This window comes from Methylophaga sp. UBA678, from assembly GCF_002299105.1.
Taxonomy (GTDB): Bacteria; Pseudomonadota; Gammaproteobacteria; order Nitrosococcales; family Methylophagaceae; genus Methylophaga; species Methylophaga marina.
On the sequence record NZ_DBNG01000012.1, the window covers coordinates 139,059 to 157,147 of the forward strand.

Consider the following 18,089-nt stretch of genomic DNA (forward strand, 5'->3'; position numbering starts at 1 on the left):
GGTGGTAATGACGTTTATCATCGCCACGTTCATTACTGCTTTTGCAGCGCTGACACTGCAATATTATTTTATGCAGCAGATGGCAACCGATGCTGCTACTGAACGCTTCAATTATCTGGCAGATAAAACCAGCCAACTACTCAATACCATCGATAGCCAGGCCGTGGAAACAACGCGGATTCTCGCGAGTTATCCTGACCTGATGAATGGCAATACGGTTAGCCAGAATGCACGTGGTATTTTTTCGTCTCTGATGCTTAACCGCGACATGCTTTATGCGATTTACCTCGGTTTACCTAATGGTGATTTCTATGAAGTCATTAATCTGAACAGCGGCGAGGAAGTTCGCAAACAACTCAACGCCGAACCTGAGGATAGATGGCTTGTCGTCACGATTAGTGGTGATGGCGTCGATCGTAAACGCACATTTGAATATTACTCCAGTGACTTTAAGCTCAGACTAGAACGCAGTGAACCCAGTAATTATGTGTCCATTATTCGCCCTTGGTTTGTGAATGCAGACGAAAATAGCATCAACAAAACAGACCCCTACTTATTTCACAACATACAAGCACCCGGCCAGACCTATTCTAAAAAGTTAAGTAATGGTGCGGTGATAGCTGTAGATATTGCGTTGAGTTCAATGTCAGATTATCTGAGCCAGCACGAGCTGAGTGATTTTGGGCATGTTTTTTTATACCGCTCTACAGGTGAATTATTAGCCTCTAACTTGCCGAATAATGAAGCTATTGTGATTCCTGAAACACGTACACCAATGGATTTAACGGAAGAAGAAAAAGCACTGATAGCCTCATCTGCCCGTTTAAAAGTCTCTAATGAAATGGACTGGGCGCCCATCGACTTTTCAAGCTCAGGTCGTCCTAAAGGCTATAGCATTGATTATCTCGGCGTTATCGCTGATATGACTGGGCTTAAATTTGACTATATCAATGGCTTCTCATGGAAAGAGCTGGTGACACAATATGAAGCCGGGCAGATTGATATTTTGCAGTCGGTGTTTGATATCGATAAGCCGCTATACTCCGGTACATTCACTGACCCATATGTGCATTTGCCCTATTCACTGGTGACCAAAAGCGGTATTCCAACTATATCTCACCTTGAGCAAATGACAGGCAAAACCGTTGCTATCCCTCAAGGCTGGTCTATTATTCAGGTCATAAAGCAGGCCTTTCCAGAAATAAAGATTCAAGAAGTGTCTTCTACCCGAACAGTGTTTGAAGCGGTGAGTAAGGGGGAGGCGGATGCTGGATTGGATGTCACAGAGATTCTTCATTATGTTGGTGAACGTTTTTTCTATCAGGATGTGCAATATCATGATGATATTGCGTTTTCTCCTACGCCATTTCCGACTGATTTGAAAATGCTTATTTCAGATAAAAATAAAGCCCTGTTACCCATTATCAACAAAGCCATTGCCCATGTGTCAGATGAGCAAAAAACAGCGATGGCACATAAGTGGTTTCTCAGTAAACAGCAGGGTTTGTTAAGCGTGCCTTATTCACCCTTATTGGATTACGCGCGTGAGGAAAATAATCAGCGTCAGTTAAAAAAAGCGAATTTAAACGGTGAAGCGAACTATGTCTATGTTTCGCCGTTTGGCAGTTACGGTGGGAGAAATGATTATTTAGGTATTGCCATACCCGTTAAAGAAGTACTCAGTGGGGCTCAGGAAAAAGTGACGCTCTCACTGCTTATGTCGATTGGCTTTTTGCTGTTACTCCTACCGGCACCATGGTTATTTGCCTCACCTATTGTGACGCCGATTAAAAAGTTAGCTGAAGAAAATCAGAAAATACGTGAACGTCAATTTGAAGACTTATTCATTCCTGATAGCTTTATTCGAGAGATAGATGAGCTAGGACACTCCATGGAAGACATGGTGGCAGCTATTCGTCAGCATGAAACCAATCAGGATAAATTGATGGACTCATTTATCCAGCTGATTGCTCAGGCCATCGACGATAAATCACATTACACGGCCAGCCATTGTGAACGTGTACCAGAGCTGGCTTTCATGCTGGCAGAACAGGCGGAAGGCTCTCTCGCCCCGGCTTTCCGTGACTTTCGTTTTCATTCTGAAGATGAGTGGCGTGAATTCAAAGTTGGGGCATGGTTACATGACTGCGGCAAGATAACCACACCAGAACATATCGTCGATAAAGGCAGCAAACTCGAAACCATCTACAACCGTATTCATGAAATACGCACTCGCTTTGAAGTGCTGTGGCGTGATGCTGAGATCACTTATTGGCAAAACATGACGCAATCACCTGACAACCAGGCACAGCATCAAGCTGAACTCGACAGCACGCAACAACAACTGAGAGATGACTTTGCTTTTGTGGCAGCCATGAATGTAGGAGGCGAAGCATTAAGTGAGGATAAAAAAGCACGTCTCGATGAAATTGCTCAGATCACATGGATACGACATTTCAGCGATAGATTAGGTTTATCACCCGCTGATGAAGACCGCCTCACAACACTAGAAAATAACCTCCCCTGTGAAGAGACCTTATTGTCAGATAAGCCTGAGCATATTATTCCTCGTGATGATGGAACCGGTTTTGAGCCACATCTGGGCATCAAAATGGCGATACCTGAGCATCTTTATAATCAGGGCGAACTCTATAACCTCAAAATAGAACGGGGAACACTCACCTCAGAAGACCGCTTTAAAATCAACGAACATATTATCAGCACTATTCGTATGCTGGACGCCTTACCATTCCCAGAAGAACTGTCCCTTGTACCTCGATATGCCTCCACTCATCATGAAAAAATGGACGGCACCGGCTACCCCAGAAAACTCAGCAAAGACCAACTCTCGATACCCGAACGTATTATGGTATTAGCCGATATCTTTGAAGCACTTACCGCAGCAGACAGACCATACAAAAAAGCCAAAACAGTCAGTGAAGCCATTGATATTATGGCCAAAATGGTAGCAGACGAACATATCGATGCAGACGTGTTTGATTTATTCCTGACCACCGAAACTTACAAAGTCTATGCCGAAAAATTCCTGGCACCTGAGCAGATTGATGAAGTGATGGTGAATAAGTATTTATAGTTTTTTATAGGTTCGATTGAGGTTACTTGAGCTGCACGTAAGGTGTGTGTGCCGAAGCACCATCATCAGAGACTGATGAGAAACTTTTATCAAGTCGCGCCAATTAAAACTAATGGCTAAAACGCTACAGCTCAAGTAACAGATATGATGCTATTTTATTAATAGTCGAAGTGCAATTCTTTTTTTTCTAGCAAATTCCATAGCTCTGGGTGTTTCCATGAAATAAACCATTCTTCTTCTGAAATTGCTTTGAAGAATGAACTTTTATCTGAGAGAGGAATCTCTTTACCGAAGACTTCTTTGAATAGTCTACATGCCCACTTTGTTCGAACTTTTTCATCAATATAAGGACATGCTATAGAGTCTAAGGCTAAATAACTCAGTTTTGCATCTTTAGTAATTGCACTTAAATTGGATAGCCTTTGATTTATGAGCTTAACCGCCCTTTCTTTCAATCTGTTGTATTCCTGTTCGTCACCTACATAATACAAAAAAGCCATTAACCTGAAATAATCTGAATTCTCTTCCTCTTTAGCAAAGCTAGTGTTCTTTGATTCAATAGCATCCAAGTCAAATATCTGGTCGATTTGTTTTGGAGTGAGAAGAAAATCAGTTCCCATGTTTCTCGATACAAAAAGTAAATTAGCAAATTCAATCGAAAAGTAATTATATGAATTATCTAATAACTGTTTACATTTTCCACTTGAAAAAAAATCTTTAATAAATGAGTTAATTAAGAGTTTAATTGTCTCATCTTCTTCTTTGAAGTTTTTTTCAAAAAAAACAAAAGAAAGATACATCAGTGAGCTGAGTTTTATGCTGTTTGAGTTGGATGGGTTGACACTAAATAAATGAAATGCAATGCGAAGGATAATAACAAAAGCGTTTTTTGATGATGAGAAGTTAGAACGATTCTCATCAGTAATCGAATCAGTTATCTTTTTCACATTGTTTAAAAATGCTGAAAGAACATAACCAGTCATTACATTATATGAATCTATATCATCACTACATGCAGCTTTTATTCTATTTAAAAATGATTTGATTACATGATGATTACGTCTAATTCGTTTTGGGTTTATTTTTATTTTTTTATCTTCGTAGCTGAAAAGTATATTATAAAGTTCATCTATAGCTTTTGAAGTCTCTATTTTTGATTTCGTAATCTTGGTAATGAATGGTTTAGTTAACTTCTTAGTTTTATTACTATTAAGGTGTAACTTATATTGTCTTAAGTTATCTTCTAGAATATTTGTAACTTTCTGTGCTGTATCTCCACTGTTTGCAAAAATGAAGTAATCATCTACATATCTTCTGATATCGTAATCTTCATTTTCTCTAATGCCAATCTTTTCCAGCATCTCAAGGGTTTTGCGATCCACTGCTTGCAGAATCACTTCAGCAAAAATTCGACTAAACTCATTACCAATGATGATGCCGTTGGTTTCGTTGTAATTTGATTTCTGCATCAGTTTGTCAAAAATGGCTCCAAAAGAATCTTTGACATTGAAATCCTTCGATATAAATTTAGATTTTGTTGCCCACTCTATTGAGTGGGTATAAATACTTTCAAAACATTTTGAAATATCTAATGACCAGAAATCAGTGTATTTAGTCTCTAGATTTAAATATTCTTCACTCTCGAAAAATTGATAAAGACGGGTGTATCGATCATAACTAAAGTAAGAGGTTGCATGACGGTATTTGTTTTCATCACTAACACTCTCAGCAGCTCCTGTGCGCAAATTATGATTATTTTCTATGGCATTTCTTACGAAAAAAAATGAGGCAACTTTTTTTGGTCTTCGAATACTATAAGTACTCTGAGAGCAATAATGAATAATTTGATGTGAGAAAGATTTATAGAATTCTAGAATCATCAATTGACTGGATGGATGCAGCAGGCCCATATGGCGATAGTTAAAATCAGATTTTCTAATTTTGTACCGCATAGGAATTGTATATTTATCTAACTTTCTGGGAGTAAACAGATAGTCAAAAGTCGATCTTAAAAAAGCTGATTTATTTTCAAGGACTTCGATTTTTTTATAAAAAGAATTATTACTAAAAATGATTGGTACATCGAATGGTGCGGTGTCTGATAATAAAATTCTATTGTAATCATTAAGCTTTATATTTCTGCTGAATGTTTTCATTACCAAACCTTTTTGATTTCTTTAAGATCCAAGTAAGTAAAGGTATGAAATCTTTTCTTATTATGGCCTTTTGTGAAACTAAAGTTTGCTAGTTCTCGTCTTTTAATTAGAGATATATGTTGTTGGATTCTTCTTGATAATTTATGTTTTTTTGAAAATAAAAGACCTTTTAGAAAGTTATCTAATTTATTTAGTCCTTTAGACGTATTAACGAGAGAATAGTTGTAATAAATTCCTGATTTGATTTTTCCGGTTTTGAGGTTCCTGTCTAACTCATAATTCCCAGTGAGAAACTTGATACGTTTTTGAAGTAATTCATAGTCTGATGGATTCTTTGTAGAACATATATAGCTTGTGAATGATTTAATCAGACGTTTTCTTAATTTATCGAGTTTGTCTTCTGAGATATCAATTTCTATATCCCTTCTTTTAATGTCTATAAATTTTTCTTTCGGATGATTTTTGTTTGAAATAACAAATTTATATCCAAGATATTCAAATGAATTGATAGGCGTTGTCTTACTATCGGTTGGTTTAATAGCTTTCCCGTGGAAAATCTTTTTTCCTGCTGTGTGAAGTTCTAATGATTCTGGAAGAACACTATTAATCAAGCTCTTCAACTCTTCTTTGTTAAATCCAATTTCTGTTATCAGTACAAGGTCATCGACAAATCTAGCGTAGAAAAAAATATTTTCTAATGCCCTTATTTTCCTATCCAAATCTTCCAGAACATATTCTGATAGGGTAGCACTCAGGCTTAGACCTCTGGCTAAGCCTGAGACTCCTTCATGATTGAGAGCCGTTAAATAAGCCTCGACGAGGTTTCTGCTTTTTTTTGAAACTTTGCCCTGTTTTTTTAACTTATGAACAATCTTTGATGTGTCGATACTTTCATAAAAGTTTTTTATATCAAATCGGTGAATACTGTAAGGGGAGGATTCTTTCAGAAAAGCAATTAGAGTTGACACTATTTGAACCCTGCTGCTCGGCGAAATATTATGCACTCGCCTAAGGTTTGATGATAAGAGTTTAAGTATTATGGCTATTTCGATAGTTTTTGGTTGATAGGCATCTTTTGATTTGATAGATATTTTTTTTAGAGAGTTATTAAAAACATCCGATTGATTAGTGAGCGTCGCCGCTTGGGTCGATAAGTTTACTCTTTTGGTTTCATTATCAAGAAAAGGATTTGAAACTATGTCTTTAAATGAGATTGTTTTACGGAGATTCCTACTAACGTAACTAAGTTCCATTTACCCCTCTCTCAGGTAAGTTGTTGATACTTACAACAATATCATAAGTTATTATAGTTAACTAAAAATCAATAGGGTCAGATCGTTTGATTTTACCCAGATAGATTATTAAGCAAGTATTGCTCAAGGTTATTTGGGGGCAGGTTAAAAACTATTAAGATGAGCCTGACTAAACGAGGCCGATTAGCGAAAGTAAGCTCTTCTTACACTGGCCTATATACCTGAAGTCGAAAAAAAGCGATTGAATTAATGGCATTTTTTGACTTTGTGAAAGACGGTCTATCCCCTGACTATTTGATTGAAAATAACGAATATGTACTACAGAAGAAAACATGGCACGGGTTTTACCTACACTGATGAACAGAATAAAACGGTAAAAGATAAATCCATAAGAGAGTGGTTCGCCAGCTTGGTCATACCGCCGGCATGGACTGATGTTGAAATATCTGAGGATAAAGAAGCCGATATCTTAGCGACAGGAAGGGATGCTAAAAATAGAAAACAATATATTTACAATCCAGATATTCAAGAAAAACATAACCAAGAAAAATTCGATCGTATCATTCGGTTTGCTGAGCAGTTAGAGCATATGCGGCGTGTTACAGGCCAACATTTACGAAAACGTAAGATGTCAAGAGAAAAAGTCTTATCCACCATGCTGCGTCTAATGGATCAAGCGTATTTTCGACCCGGTAGCCCTAGATACACGGAAGAAAACAATACGTATGGTTTAACCACGTTACGAAAAAACATGTAGAAATTAATGACGACGAAATTATATTTTCGTATCTGGGTAAATCTGGTCAGGAACAAGAACGTCATGTCGAAGATAAAAAATTAGCCAATGCTATTAAAAACTTAGACGATATTCCCGGTTATCGTCTGTTCAAATACTATGATGAAAATAACAATAAAAAAGAAGTCGAAGCCAGTGAGCTTAACGATTTCATTCATGAGTGTATGGGCGAGGAATTTTCAGCGAAAGATTTCAGGACATGGGCAGGTACTATGATCGCTGCATTGGCTTTTGATGAACTCGGCACAGTCAGCAAAGAAGACCAAGCATCGCTTGATAAGAATATTAAATCCGTGGTCGTCAGCGTTTCGGAGCAGCTGGGTAATACTCCAGCTGTTGCAAAAAGTGCTTATATTGATCCCAGAGTCATTGATAATTACATTGAAGGTAAAACAGCACATTATTTCTTAGATCAAGTGAAACACTTGATAAAAGACAATCAAAATTTGTCGGAAGAAGAATTAAGTGTGTTGTGCATGCTAAGAGAGAGTTTAAAGCAAAAGTCTTGATCCATTAGAATCAACGTAGATAAGGAATCAATAGAATCATATCGTTTGATTTTATACATATAGATTAAATTAATTTTAATCGTCATTTAAGCAAGGATTGCTCATGGCCAGATTACCAAGATTATTCAAAAAAGATTGTCCACAATATCTCATTCAACGTGACAATTTCCATCAAGCTGTTTTCTTTTCTGATGAAGATGGCTCAGTCTATTTAGTTAAGTTCAAAGACTTCTCCAAGCGGTTTGAAGTAAAAATTCATCCTATAAAAATCAAACACTCTGACCGTATTGGTTCTTGAATTTCCTCATTAACACTGCAATTAGAAGTAGACCTCATTGCATTTTTGATCAAGGTAATTAAATGTGTTTATTTAAAAATATCTGGCAGCAAATCATGGATATTAATCCATTTAAGGGTGATGTTTTACCGTCACGTGTATATTTATTTGAAAGAGGGCGGCCATGTCTCCCTTTTCCTCATCTTTTGAACTATAAAACGCCTTTGGCACTCTTCGATGCTTTTTATACAAATGCTAAATCACCTGATTTGTTTGAGCGTGATAACCGCTATTTATATGTGATGGGTATGCCACCGGTTTTCATTACGCGTGATCCAGCCGTCATTAGAGCTGTTCTTCTTGCTACAGGCGATAAGTCCGGACAATTTGATCGTGATACGACACCCATGACTGGAATTGCCCGTGTCACCGGAGTCAATTCTCTCCTATATGCAAACGGCAAAGTATGGCGAAAACAAAAACAGATGTCAGCGGGGCCTTTTGGAAAAGGCTCTCTGTTCCAACCTGAAGAGTTTCATGAGTTTGAGAAAACGTTTCGTAAAACGATAGAGAAACGATTAATCGTTTTACGTGATGCGCAGAAGGTGAGTAAGAAAAACATTTCTCGCGTCGAAATTGAGCAGGAAATTCAACCTATCATGTTGGAAATGTTAGTGAATAATTTCTTTGGTGGTTCGGTTGACTATAAGGAGTTACGCGAACGGTATGTCCCTGCGTTACTTTCGTTAATTGATTACATGATTACTAATACCGTGGCACCTAACCTGTCGGCTATTCATCAATTTATTACGGGAAAAGGAGCTGATGTAAAGCGTTGGAGGGAAGCCCTTGAGGACTTAACTGACATTGCACTTTCTGGCAGAGGCGAAAAGTCAGGACATTGGAAAAACTTCATTGATAAAGTTGAAGATGAAGAGGCATTGCGGAGCAATATCAGAGTATTTCTAGCCGGGGCTTTAGAAGCGACTTCATCGTTTGCGACTTGGACGTTATCTCATTTGTCACGACAACCTGAGTTGCAAGAGAAGATATATAACGAAGTAAAAGACATTGATGTTTACGATCCTGAAAGCTTAACCGAAGCAAAATTGCTTAATCAGTGTTTGAATGAAACCTTACGTTTAACCCCCTCACTTTATTTTTTTCCCCGGAAAGCTACGGCCGATACTTGGCTTAAATTAGACGATACAAGAAAAATCATGATTCCCAAAAATACCACCATCCGACTGGATATTTGGAATGCAAACCGCAACGAAGCTTTTTGGGGTAAAGAGGTTTCTGGATATCCGGCAGACGTTTTTTCACCTTTACGCTGGGATGAGCTGACGCGTCGAGGGATAACGCGTAAAAATTTAACCCATTTTGGATTTGGTTTAGGAGCTCGTGTATGCCCGGGGCAATTTCTTGGTCAATTAGAGGTGGGGCTAGTAGTCGGCGCCTTTATCAAGGTATTCAAATTTAAAGCTGTTAATAATGCATCTGGAGTGCGGGCTGGAGTTACAACCAAACCAGGTGATGGGACTTTAATGGATCTCGAACTGCGATAACGCTTATAGACCACGATCTTGATAACCTAGGATATTTGGACCAGATTAAGACTATTAAGATTAACCTGACCCAATCGTGGCCGAATGTCGGAAAGTAAGCTATTTCGATCTGGCTCAAAATACTACTTGATATCACTATCCTTGTGAGTGGTGTCACAAAACTGCAATATTTGTCCTCTTACGCAGTAGAAATCATTTTTTGATTTGATTAGATTGATCACGTTGTGCATGGATGCACACGAAAAAACATACTTCTAAACCGTCATGGAGGACAGTCAGAATGAATCAATTTCCTTGTAAATTCCAATTTGATATTTATCGCGTTTAGGCGCGATGAAGACAATTACATGCTTGCGGCATATCGGTATATGCTGCTTTTCATTGATTCTGTCTTTATTGAGTCTGCCTGTTTTCTCACAAACATTGCCTGATATTGATGCAGCTAAAGAGCAGCGGAAACAAAAGCAATTAGAAGCGCTACGCAAGCAGCAGGAACGGAAACCCGACATCAGACTTGAGCGTGATAATAAGGACAGTCCGGGCGATATACCTTTAGATGAAGATCCCTGCTTTATCATTGAGCAGATTTCATTAACAGGTGATGAGTCATCGAGATTTCAGTTCGCTATTCAATATGTCTTGCATCAACATCCAGAGATCATGGGGCGATGCTTGGGAATTCAGGCAATTAACCGAATCCGGGCAGAGCTACAAAACAGTGTCATAAAAAAAGGATTTATTACGACACGTATATTGATAGAGCCTCAGGATCTTAACTCTGGCGAGTTGGTATATAGCCTTATTCCTGGACGTATTAGTAATGTCGATCCTGATAATTCGGTGTCCAAGTTAACACTGTGGTCAGCTTTACCGAGTAGTGAAGGCGACTTGCTCAATGTGAGAGAGCTCGAGCAAGCAATGGAAAATATGAAGCGTATTCCTACTGTGGATACGAATATCGATATCAAACCGGATGATACGGAAAACAGTCAGCCTGGTGATAGTCAGCTGATATTTGAACACAAGCAGTCAAAGCCATTCAGGATGACACTGTCATTTGATGATAGTGGTTATGAATCAACAGGGCGTTTTCAGGGTTCCGCCACCTTATCTTTGGATAATGTGCTGGGAATCAATGACCTTATCTATCTTAGTAAAAATAAAGACTTTGGTGGCAAGGGGAACGTCGGCGGCAGTCAGGGGGAGACTGCTCATATTTCTTTTCCTTTTGGTTACTGGCTAGTGGCATTTACAAACAGTGAATATGAATATGATCAACGCGTTGCTGGACTCAACCAGACCTATGTCTACAAAGGAGAGAGCGTGAGGCAGCAGCTTGCTCTAAGCCGAGTGTTATATCGTGATCAGTTATCGAAATTAACCACCTCATTGACCGGCTATCATCGACGTTCAAATAACTTTATTGATGATACTGAAATTGAGGTTCAACGCCGGAAAAGCGCTGGCTGGATTGCCGGTGTGGATTACCGTCGCTATATCGGTACATCCACCATGGATGCAGGTATTTCATATCAGCGCGGAACAGGTGCTTTTCACGCTATTGCTGCACCAGAGGAAGCCTTTGGTGAAGGTACTTCCAGACCCAAAATTATAAAAGCCTATTTCAATTGGTTTCTGCCACTGCAATTAACAGATTATCAAATACAGTTGCAGTCAGAGTGGCAGGCTCAATGGAATAAAACGCCATTGGTGCCTCAGGACAGATTCTCAATTGCAGGGCGGTACACCGTCAGAGGATTTGATGGTGAGCAATCTTTATCTGCTGAACGTGGCTGGCTTAGTCGTAATACCATCACTTTCCCGATAGAGCGTCAGCAACAGCTTTATTTAGGAGCAGATGTGGGACATGTCAGCGGTTCATCAGCAGAATTTCTATTAGGACAAACGTTGGTGGGCGGCGTGGTCGGATTCAGAGGTCAATGGAAGGGCCTTTTTTATGATGTGTTTGCTGGAAAATCTTTTTCAAGCCCAGATGGTTTTGAGGACGGGCGACATCTTGGATTTAATTTGACCTATCAATACTGAACGGATTCAGGGAGATATGATCATGGAAGATCGTTTCAATAAAAATTATTTAAGCATACTGATTTCAGCTGCTCTTTTTAGTTCATCACTTTGTGGTGCTGGTGTTCTGGCGGCTGGCATTGCTGTCGACCCTTCTGCGCCGGCAAATCAACAGGCCATCATTACGCAAACAGCAAATGGTTTGCCACAAGTTAATATTCAGACGCCGAGTTCGGCTGGTGTATCCAGAAATAAATACAGCCAGTTTGATGTGGACAAAAGCGGTGTGATTCTTAATAACAGTGCCAATAATGTGCAGACCCAATTAGCAGGATGGGTGCAAGGAAACAGTCTACTTGCAGGTGGCACAGCCCGAATTATTCTGAATGAAGTGAATTCACAACATCCCAGCTACCTGAATGGACCAATGGAAATTGCTGGAAGCAAAGCACAGCTTGTTATTGCTAATCCTGCTGGTATTAGCTGCGATGGTTGTGGTTTTATTAATGCGGACAGAAGCACTTTAACAACTGGCCGAGTTTTGATGAATAATGGCCAATTGAATGGTTTCCTGGTGGAAGAAGGCAAAATCAGTATTCATGGTGCTGGACTAGATGACAGTGGTACAGCCTATACTGACCTGATGGCCAGAGCCGTGTCAGTCAATGCCGATATCTGGGCAAACAATCTCACTGTCACCACAGGCAAAAACCGAGTTAGTGCCACTAACGACATCATAACTAAACTTGATACTGATGATGACCAGCCTAACTTTAGTGTCGATGTCAGTGAGCTCGGCGGTATGTACGCAGGTATAATCCGTTTGATCGGCACAGAAGATGGCGTTGGTGTTAAACAGTCTGGAGAGATAATCGCTGAGCAGCGTTTAACGCTGACAACAGATGGGCACCTAATAAATTCTGGTGCGATGAGAGCTGAAGGTGCTGGTTCTATCGCAACGACTGAGCTTCAAAATACCGATTCTGGCGAAATTATCTCAGATAATTTACAGATAGTGGCTGATTCGATGATAGACAATGAAGGTCTAATCAATGTTGGTCAATTGCATATAGAGTCTGAGACAGTAAACAATCAGCCAGACGCACGTATTTATGCTGATAACGCCACGCTCAATACAACAACACTCAATAATAATGCCATCTTGGCTGCCAGAAACAATGTGTCGATATCTACCGAAACTCTCTTTAATAATGAGAATGCGGAAATAGTCAGTCAGGGCAATATACAGATTGCTGGCGTCTCTATCGGTGATGCATTGACATCAGCTCAACAGGTGATTAATTCAGGGGGCCGGATCGAAGCCTCAGGGGATATAGCGATAAATGCTGATGAGCTACAAAATCTTAATGCTGGAATCACTACTCAGTGGGTGACAGACAGTATTGAGCGAATCATTGAAGTGCAGCCTGAGGGTTGGGCACATAAATATGATGTGAGTCGTTTTCCATTGATTCATAACCATAATGTAGAAGGCCAGCCTTTTACCGATGAGAACGGCAATATCATTCGCTACTTCGAAGACTATACCTATTACGACTACACAGCTAAAACACAAAGCACACATATCATCAGTTCTGCACCCGCCAAAATTATTGCGGCAGGTAATATTGAGATAAAAGGCGATGTATTCAATAGCGATAGCCAAATTGTGGCAGGTCAAAAGCTGAATATCTCAGGAGGAAGCCTACAAAATACTGCTACACCAGGACAAAAAAGAGTCAGTTATAACGGTACACGTCAGTTCAGAGACTGGGATGGTGGTGATGAAGAACTCGATTTTGGTGGAATAGCACCCTACAGTCCAGCCCCTAAAAACACCGAGTTTAATTTAGGGGTAAGCTTGTTCGAGGATAGTCATGCCGATATCAAAAGCCTGGCGAATATTCAAACGATGACGCTTCCAGTTGTTAATAGTGCCATGTTCAGCCTCGTCGCCAAACCGACGAAGTTTTATATTGAAACTGATCCACAGTTTCTGGATTACAGAGATTGGTTGAGTTCAGATTATATGTTGCAACAACTCGCCTTTGATCCTGCCAATATAATGAAACGTCTAGGTGATGGTTATATCGAGCAGCGCTTAGTCACTGAACAAGTTGCCCAGTTAACAGGGCATCTCTACCTGAGTGAATATAACGACCAGCAGACACAGTTTATGGCATTGATGAATGCAGGTGTGAGCGTGGCAGAAACACTTCAGTTAACACCAGGTGTGGCGATGACAGCGGAACAAATCGCCCAATTAACGACAGACATTGTTTGGTTAGTGAATACAGAGCTGACACTGGATAATGGCGAGGTAATCACTGCCTTGGTACCGAAAGTGTATATTAAGCCTGAAGCAGGTGACTTGGCTCCAGAAAGTGGTCTGCTGGTGGGGAATGAGGTGACCTTTGATGTACAAGGCCAAATATTTAACTCTGCCAGTATCAGAGGTCAAAAAAACGTTTCATTAGATAGTGAGCGTTACCAACAGCGTGGTGGAGATGTTCAAAGTCAGTCTCTTGATATCAATGCGACAGATATTACGATGGACGGTGGCACTTTAGCAGCCAATCACTCACTTTCACTTGCTGCTGATAACGATATCAATATCAGCAGTTCAATGACTCACAGTAAGCAGGAGCAAGCTAACAGCCATTTCGAACGAGATAATATTAAGCGATACGCCAATCTTTATGTGTCTGATGGAACGGGTCAATTAATCGTTGATGCCCAGCGTAATGTTGCACTTAATGCAGCGAATATCGATTTATCTGGAGAGCAGAGCCAGACGCAGATATCTGCTGGACAAAATTTAACATTGGGCACGGTCAATGAGTCAGAAACAAATCTGAGCATAGTTAATAGCCGTGATTTCAATAAAATGTCTGAGCAAAAAGATAGAGGCACTTCACTCCGTACAAATGGTGACGTCAGTTTGATGGCAGGAAATACTCTGCTAATCACAGCTGCAGATATTAATTCTCAACAAGGTAAGCTCGAACTCACGGCAAGAGAGGTCAATATTGATAATGGCGAAGCCCGTTATCAATCAGATATTGCCACTTACACTAATCGTTCGAGTGGCTTTAGTACTCGAAAAAAACAACAAAGAGATATATTCAGCCAGCAAACATCCGTGGCATCTTCGTTAACTGCCAAAAATATTGCTGTTAACTCTGCAACGAATATCAATGTGAAGGGAAGTCAGGTTCTGGCTGATGAAGGCATTCAATTTAATGCGTCAAAAGAGATTAATATCACGGCTGCAAAGCAATCATTTACTGAGTCCCATTATATAAAAGAGAAAAAATCAGGTCTTTCAGGCACAGGTGGTGCCGGCATCAGTATCGGCACCCGAGAGATGAATACGGAAAATGACATCAAGCAACTGGTTCACAGTAAATCAACTATAGGGGCTTTAAATGGCGATATTTCCATGGTTGCCGAAGAAGCCTTTCATCAAAAAAACAGTGATTTGATTGCAGCGAAAGGTAATGTTGATGTTATGGCAAAAGATATCAATATCACGAGCCTATATGATAAGACCGAAACAAAGCAGGTAACGGAGTTTTCGCAAAGCGGTTTGTCACTATCGCTAAAAGCGCCGGCTATTTCTGTCGCCACCCAAGCGTATCATCATGCTCTGGGAAGTGTGGAAGAGGATAAAAAGAAAAATCGCGTCCTGAATGGCATTACGGCCTATGTTCAATCTAAGCAACTCATTGAGATGGGGGAGAACACGCTAGATCTTATCAATGAAGGCAAATCCGATGAAGCCTTATCCACCTCAGGGATAAAAATAAGTATCAGTATCGGTAAGTCAGAGAGTAAAACCCAGACGCAGACCCAATCACAAACTTCACAAGCGAGCACCATTCGGGCAGGTCAAAATGTGCGTTTAACGGCAACAGATAAGGATGTGGGAGTCATTGGTAGCGATATTTTGGCGGATGGTGATATCACCATTGATGCTGCTAAGGATATTCATATTTTAGCCAGTCAAAATACGCAACAGCAAAAAACCAAAATGACATCAAGTAGCGCCAGCATTGGTCTTTCTTTGGGTATTGGTGAGAATACAGGTTTGAGCCTTGATATGGCTATGAGCAAAGGAAAAGGCAAAACCGATAGTGATGGTGTGTTTTATCAAAATAGTCACATCTCTGCTGCAAAAGCGTTATCGCTAACGACTGGCAATGACCTTAGTTTGATTGGTGCACAAGCCAAAGGAGAGAAAGTTTCTATTGATGCCGGTAACAACTTAACTTTATCCAGCTTGCAGGACAGTCATTATCTTAAAGGTAAAGAGTCCAATTCGGGGATGGGGGTCGGTATTGGTATAGGTACGTCCATGTTTTCATTTAACCTTCATCACAATACTCAAAAATCGAATAGTGACTATCTTAGCGTGAATGAACAAACGGCCATTCTCGCTGGGCAAGAAGGGTTTGATATTCATGTCGGTGCTCACACTGAATTAGATGCTGCCCTTATTGATAGTCAGGCTTCAGTGGACAAAAATCAGATTACTACCGCCACCTTGCATACGACGGATAAAGAAAATGCAATGAGTGCTGAAGTGAGTCAACAAGGTTTTAACGTTGGCTCTGATGCCTTCTCTGGAAAATATGGCTTGTTAAAAACGGCGTCTCAGAATTTAAGTAATAAAGGTGAAGCCAGTGTGGATGATGCCAGTTCAACATTAAGCGCCATTGCCCCTGCAGAGATCACATTAACCGATCCTGACAAACAACTGGCTGTATATGGCAAAACAGCAGAAGAAACGATCTCGGATATCAATAGAGACACGGACAGTACGCACCGAAAACTGAATATAGCAGATATAGACCTCCTCAAAGATAAAGCTGAAGCAGAGCAACTTTCCAAACAGTTAGTTTATGAAGCTGCGACGGTATTTACCGATGAAGCATTCAGAAAAATGTTTCTGACCAAGATCGAGTTTTATCAAGTGATGCGTGATGAAAATGGTGAGGTGATCAAAGATGAAAATAATGAAGCGATATGGAAAAAATTAACGGATGAAGAAAAGCAAAATTTAAAACCTGGTAAGGATAATAAGGTACATATTTTTAATAACGGCATGTTTAATTCAGTCGATGCGGCAAAAAAACTAGCACTGCAAAATCATCAATCAGACTATTTGATTCATTTCCCATTAACCAATAATGCCTTATCGGAGCTAATGGTTGCCGGTTATCAGAAATTTCTTGAAAGCGAAGGTTTTGGACTCACGAATGCTGTTAAAGAAAATATTAAGGTGATGGGAAGATACGGTAAAGAAGGATTGATTATTGATGCTCATAGTCGAGGTGGGATGACTACAGGGAATGCATTAACATTTATAGATAAAAATTCAAACGATAATTCAATTCTTGAGTTTTTAGATATCTATACAGTTGGTTCAGCATTTAATAATCAGAAGATGGCCGATATGTTAAATAAAAAGTCTGCTACATCTGGAAAAGTTTATGCTCAAGTTCACAAAGACGATTTTGTTGGTACTTTCATTGGTGGTAATGAAGCTACTGGAGGCACTACTCCTGATGGTAGTACCAGTTTTATCGAAGGACTGAAATCGATCTTTTTTGATGTCACTGTGCATAATAGTTATGGGGAGGGAAAGCCTAATGGTGCCAGTAAAAAATATTGGCAGGATAGTCCCGATGGGAAAGCTAAATTTATCCTAATACCAGCAAGTAATAACAAGGAAGTGTTAAAGAAATGACAAAAAAACAACTAGCTATATTGATCTTTTATATGTTTGTCACTGCATGTAGCTCTGTATATCAACAACAAGACTGTGAAAAAGAAGGAAACAATGAATGCCAAAATGGATCTGGCGGATATGTTCTTATAGAACCAAAGATTGATGAGGACTATGTCAGAAAATACAATATCCCGTCTCTGGAGTTATACAAAAATCAAATAAGCATTATAAAGACCAGTAATTGGAAAAAGGGTGATTTAACACGACAAGAAATTCATGAGGCCCTATTAGAGTGTGGTTCTAGTGATATCCTCACATCAGAAAACTATGCCTTAATGAAGACATTATCTTCTTATGAATACAACGGCAAGCTGTTATTCATCAAACGCTGCATGCTCAATGATGGCTTCAGTTTTCTTGGTGATTTTTCACCATGTGAGAGTGAGCCTATTCCAGCATGTGATTTGCCCGTGCCTAAACGAGAAACGGAAAGACGACTCAATAGTGAGTATTGTATAAAAAATGCTTATTTAACACGTTGTCAGCCTCAGTCCCGAGAACGAATTCTTAACACTGAACAATGTAAACGTTACCCAAAAGAGTACTACTGTGATGTTTGAGGTCAGCTTTTACTGAGGTGAATTATCTTTTCCAAACTAAGATACATGGAGGTATCT

At 39.7% G+C, this 18,089-nt stretch carries 8 protein-coding genes and 1 pseudogene; 7 read left to right on the plus strand and 2 right to left on the minus strand.

Annotated features, from left to right (window positions below; translation table 11 throughout):
* The first annotated feature begins 7 nt into the window (after window positions 1–7).
* Window positions 8–3,094 carry an HD domain-containing phosphohydrolase gene (locus B3014_RS07445; protein ID WP_289243385.1) on the plus strand — a complete coding sequence of 1,029 codons (3,087 nt, stop codon included), beginning with the start codon at window positions 8–10 and terminating at the stop codon, window positions 3,092–3,094.
* 158 nt (window positions 3,095–3,252) lie between these two features.
* Here B3014_RS07445 and drt3b read toward each other — a convergent pair whose 3' ends face one another.
* Both drt3b and drt3a read right to left on the minus strand, forming a co-directional pair.
* Window positions 3,253–5,250, minus strand: coding sequence for an antiviral reverse transcriptase Drt3b (gene drt3b, locus B3014_RS07450; RefSeq protein WP_289243386.1), 1,998 nt, complete (start codon window positions 5,248–5,250; stop codon window positions 3,253–3,255).
* The gene (drt3a, locus tag B3014_RS07455; protein WP_289243387.1) at window positions 5,250–6,503 is read right to left on the minus strand and encodes an antiviral reverse transcriptase Drt3a; all 1,254 of its coding nucleotides are present in this window, start codon (window positions 6,501–6,503) and stop codon (window positions 5,250–5,252) included. The genes drt3b and drt3a overlap by 1 nt, the downstream gene beginning before the upstream one ends.
* A 313-nt stretch (window positions 6,504–6,816) precedes the next feature.
* Between drt3a and B3014_RS07460 the strand changes: the two are divergent.
* The 6 genes and pseudogenes from B3014_RS07460 to B3014_RS07485 all read left to right on the plus strand — a co-directional run bounded on the left by B3014_RS07460 (window position 6,817) and on the right by B3014_RS07485 (window position 18,032).
* A pseudogene (locus B3014_RS07460) lies at window positions 6,817–7,808 on the plus strand (DNA topoisomerase IB).
* A gap of 103 nt (window positions 7,809–7,911) precedes the next feature.
* The gene (locus tag B3014_RS07465) at window positions 7,912–8,106 is read left to right on the plus strand and encodes a hypothetical protein (RefSeq protein WP_289243388.1); all 195 of its coding nucleotides are present in this window, start codon (window positions 7,912–7,914) and stop codon (window positions 8,104–8,106) included.
* Window positions 8,107–8,168: 62 nt separating this feature from the next.
* Window positions 8,169–9,653 carry a cytochrome P450 gene (locus B3014_RS07470; protein ID WP_289243389.1) on the plus strand — a complete coding sequence of 495 codons (1,485 nt, stop codon included), beginning with the start codon at window positions 8,169–8,171 and terminating at the stop codon, window positions 9,651–9,653.
* A gap of 333 nt (window positions 9,654–9,986) precedes the next feature.
* Complete coding sequence (locus B3014_RS07475) at window positions 9,987–11,699, plus strand: ShlB/FhaC/HecB family hemolysin secretion/activation protein (protein WP_289243390.1); 1,713 nt, start codon at window positions 9,987–9,989, stop codon at window positions 11,697–11,699.
* 22 nt (window positions 11,700–11,721) lie between these two features.
* On the plus strand, window positions 11,722–17,430 hold the full coding sequence (locus B3014_RS07480) for a hemagglutinin repeat-containing protein (RefSeq protein WP_289243391.1): 5,709 nt from the start codon (window positions 11,722–11,724) through the stop codon (window positions 17,428–17,430).
* A complete protein-coding gene (locus B3014_RS07485) occupies window positions 17,427–18,032 on the plus strand; it encodes a hypothetical protein (RefSeq protein WP_289243392.1) in 606 nt (201 codons plus the stop codon). Before B3014_RS07480 ends, B3014_RS07485 begins: the two co-directional genes overlap by 4 nt.
* Window positions 18,033–18,089: the final 57 nt, after the last annotated feature.